Origin of the sequence: Kitasatospora purpeofusca, assembly GCF_000718025.1 — a bacterium.
Taxonomy (GTDB): domain Bacteria; phylum Actinomycetota; class Actinomycetes; order Streptomycetales; family Streptomycetaceae; genus Kitasatospora; species Kitasatospora purpeofusca.
This window is the reverse complement of sequence record NZ_JODS01000005.1, coordinates 324,507-334,879: the sequence shown is the minus strand read 5'-3', so window position 1 is coordinate 334,879 and position 10,373 is coordinate 324,507. Positions and strand designations below refer to the sequence as shown.

9 protein-coding genes are annotated in these 10,373 nt (G+C 75.2%); 8 read left to right on the top strand and 1 reads right to left on the bottom strand.

Annotated features, from left to right (window positions below; translation table 11 throughout):
* The 6 genes from IF01_RS0111410 to IF01_RS0111385 all read left to right on the top strand — a co-directional run.
* The coding region (locus IF01_RS0111410) for an aminotransferase-like domain-containing protein (protein WP_037779553.1) at window positions 1-1,191 on the top strand (1,191 nt) is incomplete at its 5' end.
* A 184-nt stretch (window positions 1,192-1,375) separates the two neighbouring features.
* A complete protein-coding gene (locus IF01_RS0111405; RefSeq protein WP_106981200.1) occupies window positions 1,376-2,683 on the top strand; it encodes a glycoside hydrolase family 3 N-terminal domain-containing protein in 1,308 nt (435 codons plus the stop codon).
* A 298-nt stretch (window positions 2,684-2,981) separates the two neighbouring features.
* Window positions 2,982-3,809, top strand: coding sequence for a nucleotidyltransferase domain-containing protein (locus IF01_RS0111400; protein WP_030393224.1), 828 nt, complete (start codon window positions 2,982-2,984; stop codon window positions 3,807-3,809).
* A 195-nt stretch (window positions 3,810-4,004) separates the two neighbouring features.
* Window positions 4,005-4,469 carry a hypothetical protein gene (locus IF01_RS0111395; protein ID WP_157855201.1) on the top strand — a complete coding sequence of 155 codons (465 nt, stop codon included), beginning with the start codon at window positions 4,005-4,007 and terminating at the stop codon, window positions 4,467-4,469.
* A gap of 245 nt (window positions 4,470-4,714) precedes the next feature.
* A complete protein-coding gene (locus tag IF01_RS0111390; RefSeq protein ID WP_030393222.1) occupies window positions 4,715-5,071 on the top strand; it encodes an ArsR/SmtB family transcription factor in 357 nt (118 codons plus the stop codon).
* A complete protein-coding gene (locus tag IF01_RS0111385) occupies window positions 5,068-5,274 on the top strand; it encodes a DUF6126 family protein (protein ID WP_030393221.1) in 207 nt (68 codons plus the stop codon). Before IF01_RS0111390 ends, IF01_RS0111385 begins: the two co-directional genes overlap by 4 nt.
* A gap of 64 nt (window positions 5,275-5,338) precedes the next feature.
* Here IF01_RS0111385 and IF01_RS43805 read toward each other — a convergent pair whose 3' ends face one another.
* Entirely contained in the window at window positions 5,339-8,377 is a 3,039-nt protein-coding gene (locus IF01_RS43805; protein WP_051755177.1) for a cytochrome P450, read from the bottom strand.
* A gap of 430 nt (window positions 8,378-8,807) precedes the next feature.
* On the opposite strand from IF01_RS43805, the gene IF01_RS0111370 reads away from it, so the two are divergent.
* A complete protein-coding gene (locus IF01_RS0111370) occupies window positions 8,808-9,587 on the top strand; it encodes a sigma 54 modulation/S30EA ribosomal C-terminal domain-containing protein (RefSeq protein WP_051755176.1) in 780 nt (259 codons plus the stop codon).
* Window positions 9,588-9,674: 87 nt separating this feature from the next.
* Window positions 9,675-10,211 carry a hypothetical protein gene (locus IF01_RS0111365; RefSeq protein ID WP_149030611.1) on the top strand — a complete coding sequence of 179 codons (537 nt, stop codon included), beginning with the start codon at window positions 9,675-9,677 and terminating at the stop codon, window positions 10,209-10,211.
* The last annotated feature ends 162 nt before the right edge of the window (window positions 10,212-10,373 follow it).

The window sequence follows — 10,373 nt, the reverse complement described above, 5'->3', positions numbered from 1 at the left end:
GCCGACGACACCGCCACCACCCCCGCCCCCGCCTCGCTTTTCGACGGCGCACCCGCCACGACCGTCTTCGACGCCCTCCGCACCGCTCCCGCCCGAATCAACCTCGCCCCCGGCGTACCCGACCTCGCCGCCTTCCCCCGAGCCGCCTGGCTGCGCGCCGAACGCGCCGTCCTGCGCGACCTCGCCGCACCGGACTTCGGCTACGGCGACCCGCGCGGCACCCCCGCCCTGCGCCGCGCCGTCGCGGACTGGCTGGCCCGCAACCGCGGCATCCGCGCCGACCCCGGCGAGGTCCTCGTCGTCGCCGGGGCGGCCCAGGCACTCGCCCTCGTCGGCGAGGTGCTCCGGGCGGACGGCCTCGACGTGGTCGCCGTCGAGGACCCGGGCTCCCTCGGCACCCGCCAGCACCTGGGTCACCGGATCACCGCCACCCCGCCCGTCCCCGTCGACGCCGACGGCATCCGGGTGGACGCCCTGCGCGCCGTCGGCGCCCGGGCCGTGCTGCTGACGCCCGCCCACCAGTTCCCGACCGGCGTGGTGCTCGGCGGCGCCCGGCGGCGCGAACTGCTCCAATGGGCGGCCGACGGCGGGCTGGTGATCGAGGACGACTACGACGCCGAACACCGCTACGACCGCCCGCCCGTGCCCGCCCTGCGCGGTGTCCTCCCCGAACAGGTCCTCTACCTGGGCAGCGTCTCCAAGCTGCTCGCCCCCGCGCTGCGCACCGGGTGGGTACTCGCCCCCGCCCGCTACCGGGACGCCCTGGTCGACGCCAAACGGCTCAGTGACCTCGGCAATGCCGCGCTCCCGCAGCTGGTCCTCGCCCACCTGATGGAATCGGGTGCCCTGGAGCGCCACCTCCGGTTGCAGCGCACCCGCCACCGGCGCCGACGTGACGCCATGACCGCCGCCGTCGCCACCCATCTGCCCGGCGCCGCGGTCCACGGCGCGGCGGCCGGGCTGCACCTCATGCTCACCTTCCCCGACGGTCTGCCCTGCACCGACACCGAGCTCGCGGCAGCGGCGCTGGCCCACGGGGTGAAGGTGCACCCGCTGTCCTGGCACGCCCGCCTGCCGCACCCGCCGGGGCTGGTCCTCGGCTACGCGGCCGGTACACCGGGCGAGATCGAGGAGGGCATCGCCGTCCTCGGACGGCTGCTCCGGGAGGCGGGACCACCGCTCCCGGGGTGAGGCTGCTGCTGTTACGCCGTCCGGTCGCGGTGTCCGCGGCACCGGCGGCGTGTCCGCGGTCGAACCCGTCGACTCCCGCCCGCCGATCGACGATCCTGGCCGTTCCGGGGCCGGCTCGCCCGACCGGCCCGGACCCCGACCGACCGAGGGAGGCCGGATGTCGACGCCCCGCCATGGACGCCCCATGCCACGCCCGCCACGCCGCAGCACCCGTCGGACGCCCCGTCGGGCGGTCCGCTTCGCGCTCCTGGCGCTGCTGCTGGCGGCGGTGGGCCCGGCGACCGGGCTCGGCCCGGTCGCGCCCCTGGCCGTACAGGCGCCGCCCGACCGGACGGCCGGGTCCGTCGGGACGAACACCGGCACCGACAGTGACACCGCGACCGAGACCGCGGCCGACACCGGGACCGGCACCGTCGGGACGAACCCCGGGACCTCGACTCCTACCGGGAGGACCACCGCCGTGCCCACCACCGTGCCCTCCGCCGCGTCGCTCCGGCTCGCCGGCCGTCGGATCGTCTACTCCTACCCCGGTGACACCCCGCCGCCCGAACTGCTCGACACCATCCGGGCGGGCCGTGCCGCCGGCGTCATCCTGTTCAAGGAGAACGCCCCGTCGCCCGAGCAACTCCAGCTGGCGGTTCGGCAGTTGAAGGCCGCCGCGCAGGAATCGCCGTCCGGTGCGCCGCTGTTGCTGATGACCGACCAGGAGGGCGGGAAGGTCCGGCGGCTGCCCGGGGCCCCGGTCCACTCGGCCCGGCAGACCGGCGCGGCCGCCGACCCGGCCGGGGACGCGGCCCGGTCCGGCGCCGGAGCGGCCGGAACCCTGGCCGACGCGGGTCTGAACGTCAACCTCGCGCCCGTGCTCGACGTCTTCGACGCACCGGACAACTTCATCGACCACTTCGAGCGCTCCTACGGCGGAAAGCCCGAGGTGGTGGCCGAGTTGGGCACCGCCTTCCTCGCCGCCCAGCAGCGGTCGGGGGTGGCCGCCACCGCCAAGCACTTCCCCGGCCTCGGCGCCGCGGCCCGCGAGGAGAACACCGACGAGCGCCCGGTCGTCCTCCCGGTCCCGCTGGCCGAGCTCCGGGCGCGGGGCGAGGAGCCCTACCGGGCCGCCATCGCCGGCGGGGTCCGACTGGTGATGGCCTCCTGGGCGGTCTATCCGGCCCTCGACGCCGACCGTCCGGCCGGACTGTCGAGCGCGGTCGTCCAGGGCGAGCTTCGCCGGCGCCTCGGGTTCCGCGGGGTGACCGTGACCGACGCCCTGGAGGCCGGAGCCCTCGCCGCCTTCGGGGACACCGGGGACCGGGCGGTCGCCGCGGCCCGGGCGGGCATGGACCTCCTGCTGTGCTCCGCCCGCGACATCCAGCAGGGCGACGCCGCCGCCGCGGCCCTTGCCGCCGCCCTCGACAGTGGTCATCTGGACGCCGGGGAGTTCAGCGGCGCCGTCGGCCGGGTCGACACCCTCCGTACTTCCCTCGGCCGGCTCTGAGCCCGCACGCCCCGACCCCGGCACCTCCGTCACCCCCTCACCGTCACCCCCTCACCGTCACCCGTCCACCAGCACTCGTTCACTCTCGTCCACCGGCGCCCGCCGCCCGGCCGCGCGCCCCCTGCCGCTCCCGCCCGCCCGCTCCCAGCCGGGGTGGCGCGGGTGGCGAGGGTGGCGAGGGGGTGGCGCGAAAGGGAGTGAGGGTGGCGCGAAGAGGGTGCACAGCTGACCAACACGCGCCGATCCTTAGCGGAAACGAGCGGACACGGAGGGTCATCCGGATGGCAGGCTTGCCGCCGTGACTGTGCACCCTCTCGTACACGAGATCGCCGACGCCTACCTGACCCTGGTCGACGCCGCCGTACCCGGGCTGGTCGAGGGCCTCTACGTGGTCGGTTCGGCCGCGCTGGGGGACTTCCACCCGGCGCGGAGCGACATCGACTTCGTGGCTGTGTCCGCCGATCCGGTGACGGCGGCGCAGCTCGCGGGGCTGGAACGCGCGCACGCCCGGCTGGCGACCCGCTATCCGTGCCCGGCGTTCGACGGCCCCTATCTGACCTGGCACGAACTCGCGGGCGCGCCCGCGCAGGCGGCTCCGGGACCGCAGGTGTTCGGGGGGACGGTCCGGCACCGGGTGAGAACCGACCGCACGCCGGTGCTCTGGCACACGCTGGCGCGGCACGGTGTCACGCTCTGTGGTCCACGGGCGCAGGAGCTGATGATCGACACCGGGCCGGGGGAGCTCGCGGTGTGGACGGCCGGAAGCCTGGAGGAGTACTGGCGCCCGTGGCGGCGGCGCTCCTCGCGGCTGGCCTCGCGCCCGGGGCTGGCCCTTCTGAACGGGGCGGGCGCGGCCCACGGGGTGCTCGGCGTGAGCCGCGCGCACTACACGCTGGCCACCGGGCGGATCGCCTCGAAGCGCGGGGCCGGCGAGTACGCCCGGGCGGTGTTCGACGAGCGGTGGTACCGGATCCTGGACGAGTGCCTGCGGATCCGGGACGGCGGGCGGCGCCGCTCCCGGTATCCGACTCCGTTCGCGCGGCGGGCCGACGCGCTCGCGTTCATGGACATGGCGATCGAGAGTGCCCAGCGGCTGAGTGCCGGGCGACTGCCGCTGGGCGAGTAGTCATTCAAGCCATCGAAGGCTGAAAATCACGCCATCGAAGGCCAGTTTCCAGTCTGATCATCAAGTATTCGGATCTTGGCCCTTTCCTGCATTGGAATCGCATGAAAGTCTTACGACATGCCACATGTGAAATGTCACATGTGGCGATGCTGATTCCTTGTAGTCAAAGAGAGAAGAGGAGGAGCGGACATGCGGATGAACCGACTCACCCTGACCGCGGCCGGGATCGTCGGCGCGGCGGCCCTGCTGGCCGTGCCGGCCGAGGCGAGCGCGGCCCAGACCGCCAACACGGGCATCATCGGCACCACCACCACCTGCGGCGCCTCCGGCCTGCAGGCCGGTCTGTCGACCCGGGTGTGCGCCGAGATCACCGGCGACAACGTCCAGCTGTACGGGCAGATCAGCCTGGCCGGCCCGCCGAGCCCCGGCGGCCCGTGGCCGCAGACCGTCGAGCTGATCACCGGCCTGTCCGGCCAGGTCGTCGGCGGCGCGTCGCTCGGCTCGATCAGCGGGTACACCCGCTTCACCGCCAGCACCGTGCAGGTGCGCGGCGTCGGCGGCACCGTTCCGTGCGGCTCCACCGTGCACGGCAGCTTCAGCGCCGCCGCCTACCCGTGGGGTCCGGTTCCGGTGACCGTCGACGTTGTGGTGCCGTGTTGATGACACGCGCCCGGTAGGGCGGTGCGGGCCCGGGATCCTGGATCCCGGGCCCGCACTGTTTGCCTTGTCTCCCGGGTGCCTCCGCGCCTCTCCGCGTCCCTCGCTTTCCTTCCGCTTTGCGTCCGCTTTCCGTGTTCGGGGATGACGACTTGAAGAAATCTTCATCTGCAAGGATGATGCTTCACGCCGCCAGGCGGCGAACGAGCCCATCCGCGACCCGCAGGAGAGACAGGAGAGAACGGACGATGCCGGTCCCGCTCTACCAGGCGAAAGCGGAGTTCTTCCGGACACTCGGACACCCGGTCCGCATCCGCGTCCTGGAACTGCTCCAGAACGGACCGCGACCGGTGCGCGAGCTGCTGGCCGAGATCCGGATCGAGCCCTCCAACCTCTCCCAGCAGCTCTCCGTCCTGCGCCGGACCCAGCTGGTCACCGCGACCCGCGAGGGCAACACCGTCGTCTACGCCCTCAGCACACCGGACGTCGCCGAGCTGCTCCGGGCCGCCCGGCGGATCCTGACCGAGCTGATCACCGACCAGGACGCGCTGCTCGGCGAGCTGCGCGCGCCCGAGGCCCCCGCGACCCCGGCGGGCCGGCGATGAGCCCGGCCGGGGCCACCAGCGGCGAAGGCACCACGAGCGGCGAAGGAACCACGAACAGCGAAGGCACCACGGGCCGGCGCGCGACGCTGGAGGAGAAGGCGCGGCGCCGGGCGATGCTGATCCGGGCGGGCATCTACATCTTCGCCACGCACCTGTTCGCCGGCTTCGTCCTGCTGCTGTTCGCCCTCGGCGACCGGAAGTGACCCGGCCCGCCCGGGACCGGCATCTGCACCGGCGTCAGCATCAGCACGGCCATCAGCATCGGCGTCAGCGCACGGCGTCCTCGCCGGTGTAGCGGCGGCTGGTGCTGGTCCAGGCGTGCACGCCGTCGACGAGTTCCCGGGTCCCGTGGAGGTACCAGCCGCCCTCCGGGTGGCGGAGCAGCAGCCGGCGGCGCAGCGACTCGCTCTCCGCGGTCAGCCGGGCGATCCTCGTCCCGACCGACCGGACCGCCCGGGCCCGGGTGCAGCCGCGGACCCGTTGCAGGGTGAGCACCGTGTTGAAGGCCGCGACCTGCTGGCGTTCCTCGCGGTCGGCCGAGTACAGGTCGTTGATCAGGGTCGCCGCGTCGGCGGTGTTCGCGCGCAGGCGGTGCAGCTCGGGGTCCCGGTGCAGGGCGGCCGGTGCCTCGCCGCCGTGGACGTGCTCCAGTATGCCCATGAACGGATAGAGGCAGCTGGCGTGGCGGCGAAGCCGCACGGTCTCGGCGAGGTCGGGGTGGGTGCGCGCGGCCCGGTGGGCGGTCTCGGCGAGGAAGGTCTCCAGGCAGGAGCGCCATTCGTCGGCGGTGCGCCGGCGCCACTCCGGTGACATGGGCGCGGTCTGGCGCTGCCACAGTTCCCGCCAGGCGTCGAGCAGGTGGGGGTGGGGGCCGCCGACCGGGACGGGGTGGCCGGACACGACGGCCAGCAGCGGTCCGACGATGGCTCGGGCCTCGGCTGGGTCCCGTCCCGGCGGGCCGTCGAACCGGTCGTCGAGGATGGTGAACCAGCCCAGGATGTCGACCAGCAGGTCCAGTTCCGCGCCGCGGGCGCGGGGGTAGGCGTGGCCGATCAGCTCGGGCAGCGCGTAGGACTGGTAGCGGGCGAGATCGGTCGGGGCGAGCAGGCCGTGGGCGAGCGCCCAGTCGCCGTGCCGGGCGGTGGCGGCTGTCAGTTCGGCCGGGGTGCGGGCCGTCCCGGTGCCGGGCCGGAGGAGCGGGGGGACGGCTGTGCCGGTGAACCCCACCGGCCGGGGCGACGCCGCGGTGCGGGGGGACGGCGCGGGCCGGGGCACAGCGGTGGCGGGCCCGAGCAGCACGAGGTGCCGGGGGGAGACCAGGGACCGGACGGTGCCCGCACCCGGAGCGAGGGCCTCTCCGCCGTTGCCGCCACCGCCGCGCGGACGCGGGCCCGTTCGGTCGGCGGTGCGCGAGACCGTGCGCGCATCGGACGCACGTGAATCGGACGCACGTGAACCAGAGGCACGCGCATCAGGAGTACGCGTGTCAGAAGCACGTGAACCGGAGCCACGTGAGTCGGAGGCACGTGAAGCCGTGCGCGAGGCGGTGCGGGCGACCGTCCGGGCGGCGGTCCGCAGGGCAGTGGTGTGCAGCGCCGACGGGTACGAACGGCCGGGCGCGGACCGGCCGGGCAGTACGGTCGACCGCGCGGGCAGCAGGGTGGACCGCCGCGGGCCGCCGATCGGCAGGCACCGGGCCGGCGTGTCGTCCCGGCCGCCCGGAGCGGGGGTGCGGCGCGTGCCGGGGGCGTGCGGCGGCCGGTTGTCGCCGCGCGGCGCGAGCCGCACCCGCAGACCCTGGGCCTGGACGGTGGTCCAGACGACCTCGCGGGCCCGCGCGTCGGGGACGGCTGTCGGGCGCCAGCGGCGCAGGATGGCGGCGGTCGCCACGGTCAACTCGGCCCAGGCGAAGGCCTCGCCGATGCACTTGTGCTTGCCGGCGCCGAACGGGAGGAAGGCCTGGCGGGCCGCGGCGCTACCGCCGGTGCCCGTTCCCTCGGCTCCGTCGGCGTCGTACCAGCGGCCGGGGTCGAACCGGAGCGGGTCCGGGTGGAGCGCGGGGTCGCGGTGCACGGCGGTGAGGCTGTAGAGCAGTTCGGTGCCGGCCGGGATCCGGTAGGCGCCGAGCGTGACCGGGACGCGCGCGGTGCGCATCAGGAAGGCGTTCGGCGCGTGCAGCCGGACGACCTCCTGGGTGACGGCGCGGGTGTAGGCGAGTCGGGCGAGGGCCTCCGGGGTGGGCACCGTCCCGGCCGGGAGGTGCTCGTCCAGCTCGGCCAGCACGCGGGCCTCGATGTGGGGGTGGCGGACCAGTTCGTCGATCAGCCAGGTCAGCGTGGTGGAGACGGTCTCGGTGCCGGCGCCGAACATGGTGATCGCCTCGGAGCGGACGTCCGCCTCGGTGAGCGGTCGGCCGGTGGCGGGGTCGACGGCGGCGCGCAGCAGGGCGGGCAGGCTGGGGCGCCGGGCCCCGCCCCCGCTCATCGGGCAGCCGCCCCCAGGCAAGCCGCCCCCGGGCAAGCCGCCCCCGGGCAAGCCGGCCCCGGACATGCCGGCGCCGTGCCCGCCGTGCGCGCCGAACCGGCCGCCGGGCGCGGTGCCGTTGACGGCCTGGTCGACGACGCGGTTGAGCACCCGGACGGCGGCGTCGAAGCGCCGGTTCACCGGCAGCGGCAGCCGGGCGAGCGCCGGGTGCGGGTAGAGGGACTGGACGATCTGCCCCTTCACCAGGTCGGGCAGGGCGCGGTGGAAGGCGAGGGTGGCGTCCTCGCTCAGCCGGGCGTCGAACAGCGCGCGGGTGACGATCTCCAGCGCGAGGTGGTTCATCTCCTTGGCCACGTCGAGGACCTGGCCGGGGTGCCAGCGGTCGGCCCGCTCCTCGGTGACCCGGTGCATGACGGCCAGGTAGTCGGCCATCCGGTCCGGGCCGAAGGCGGGCTGGATGATCCGGCGGCGGTCGCGGTGGGCGCGGCCCTCGGACATCAGCAGGCCGTCGCCGAAGGCCGTCTTGAGGGTGTCCTGGACGGCGCCGCGGGGGCAGTCGTGGGCGAGCGCGACCAGCAGCGTGTGGACGAGCCCGGCGTCGGTGACGACGCAGACCGTGCGCGGGCCGAGGCGGATCCGGACCACGTCGCCGTACCGGGAGAGGGAACCGAGGAAGCCGAGCGGGTCCCGCAGCAGGGCCGGGGCGTGGCCGAGTCCGGGCAGTGCGCCGGGGGCGAGCGGGGGAACGACCGCTCGACGGGGCCCTGCCGCGGGGGATCTGGGCGGGGCGGGCGGTCTGCGGGTCTCGTTGGTCAGGATCATGACATCACCTCTCACCAGATGGACCGGGGGGCGGACCGGTGGGACGGTCCGGCGCGACCGGTCGGTGTCGGACCGGTCGAACGGCCCGGCGTTGCGGTACCACCGGAGCCGCCGCGGCGACCGCCGGGTTCCGGGGGCCGGTCGACGCGGACCCCGCGCGCGCCGCTGCCAGAGGGCGCACGCCATGGGAAACGCGCCGGTCCCGTGAGCGTTGCGCCGTACCCGGGTTGATCACCCCATCGGTGGAGTGTCCTCAAGGTGTACGCGTGGCGTCCCGATGGGGTCGCCCGGACGGTCGCGGGCGACCCCGCCGGAGGACGAACCGTTCGGGGCCGGCCGGGTCGTCCTGCCTGGTGGGCAGGGCCTTTCGGCCCTCGGCGGGAGGGTGGGCACGGGTCCAGCATGGTGGCGAACCGAGGAGAAATCCCTGATGATCCGTCTGCGCCACCGGCCCGCCCTCGACGTCCGGGTGGAGATCCGGGGCGAACTGCCCCGCGAGGACGCGGAGTACGCCCGGAGCCGGTGCCTGGCGCTGATCGCGGACCTCGGGCCGGACGCGCACGCCGCCCGGCTGAGGCTCACCCGGCCGCGGGACCGGTCGGTGACCAGGCCCGCCGTCGCCCAGGCCGCGCTGGACCTGGCGGGCGTGGGGCGGGTCCGGGTGGAACTGGCGGCGGTGACCGTCCGGGAGGCGGTCGACCTGGCGCTCGGCACCCTCGCCGGGCGCGCGGTCCGGCTGCGCGAGCTCGGCGACATCGGGCTCGCGACGGCCTACGAGAGCTCCTACCGCCCCCAGTACGCGTCGCGCCCGCTCGCCGAACGGCGGATCGTCCGGCGGAAGTCGGTGCTCCTGGCCCGGCACACACCCGAGCAGGCGGTGCGAGAGATGCTGGCCCTGGACTACCGGTTCCACCTCTTCTCGGACGTGCTCACCGGCCAGGACAGCGTGGTCCACCGGACACCCGGGAGCGGGGGATTCCGGCTGGTCCGGGCCCACTCCACGGCCCGGCTCGGCGGCTCGGGGCTGCCGCTGACGGAGAGCCCGCACCCGGCGCCCCGGCTGGACGTCCTCGAAGCGGCCCGCCAACTCTGGCTGACCTGCTGGCCCTTCGTCTTCCACACCGATCCCGGCGACGGGCGCGGCCGGATCCTGTGCCGCCGCTACGACGGCCACTATGGCTTGATCACGCCGATAGCGGACCCCCGCTGACGGGCAGGTAATGATCGGCAAGGGCTGACCGGTACACGACCGACGACGGACGAGCACACCCTCACGCTCTGGACGGGAACTGGGACCATGGACTGCGAAGAAGTCATGCTGACCGTCAGGATCGCGGCCGCCGAGCGGGCCCTGCTGCGCGAACTCGCGCGTGGACACGGCGCCGACATGTCCGACGTCGCGGCGGACGGGCTGATCGACGTCGTCCCCAGTCTGCACGTCCTCCCGGTCCTCCCCGTCCGTTCGGAGCCGGCGGTGCTGCCCGTCGCTCCGGGGGCCGTGGCCGGGGCCGCGTCGGGGCCAGGGGCGGCGACAGGGCCAGGGGCCGGGGTCGGGGACGCGGGTGTGCTGCGGCTGCTGCGGGTGCTGGCCCGGCCCGCGCCGTGCGCGGTCACGCTCTGGCTGCCGGCGCCGGTCGCGGATCTGCTCCCGCTGGTCGGCGAGCGGATCACGGCGGTGACCGGCCTGCGGATCGGCCCGGCGAGCGCCGCCCTGTCGGCCGCCCTCCGGTTCTGGCTGGCCGGGGACCCGCAGCAGCTCGCGGCGGGCCTCGCCGCGCTGCACCGGCAGGGCAGCCCCGGTCTCGCCGCGCAGCGGCTCGACGTCGCGGCCTGAGGCACCGGCACCGGCACCGGCTCGGCCCCAGCCCCGGGACCCGCAAGCCCCAGGCACCGCACCGGCCCCGGAAACCGAATCGCCCCCGGGACCGACCGGATCCGGCCGGTCCCGTCCACGTGCGCCGCGCACCGCGCACCGCGCACCGAGGTCCGTACCCGC

What these genes read in the sequence shown, in the direction of transcription:
- IF01_RS0111405 (WP_106981200.1), top strand. Translation starts at nt 1,376, where the DNA reads ATGCCACGCCCGCCACGCCGCAGCACCCGTCGGACGCCCCGTCGGGCG.
- IF01_RS0111365 (WP_149030611.1), top strand. Translation starts at nt 9,675, where the DNA reads ATGGACTGCGAAGAAGTCATGCTGACCGTCAGGATCGCGGCCGCCGAG.
- IF01_RS0111390 (WP_030393222.1), top strand. Translation starts at nt 4,715, where the DNA reads ATGCCGGTCCCGCTCTACCAGGCGAAAGCGGAGTTCTTCCGGACACTC.
- IF01_RS0111395 (WP_157855201.1), top strand. Translation starts at nt 4,005, where the DNA reads ATGAACCGACTCACCCTGACCGCGGCCGGGATCGTCGGCGCGGCGGCC.
- IF01_RS0111385 (WP_030393221.1), top strand. Translation starts at nt 5,068, where the DNA reads ATGAGCCCGGCCGGGGCCACCAGCGGCGAAGGCACCACGAGCGGCGAA.
- IF01_RS0111370 (WP_051755176.1), top strand. Translation starts at nt 8,808, where the DNA reads ATGATCCGTCTGCGCCACCGGCCCGCCCTCGACGTCCGGGTGGAGATC.
- IF01_RS43805 (WP_051755177.1), bottom strand. Translation starts at nt 8,377, where the DNA reads ATGATCCTGACCAACGAGACCCGCAGACCGCCCGCCCCGCCCAGATCC.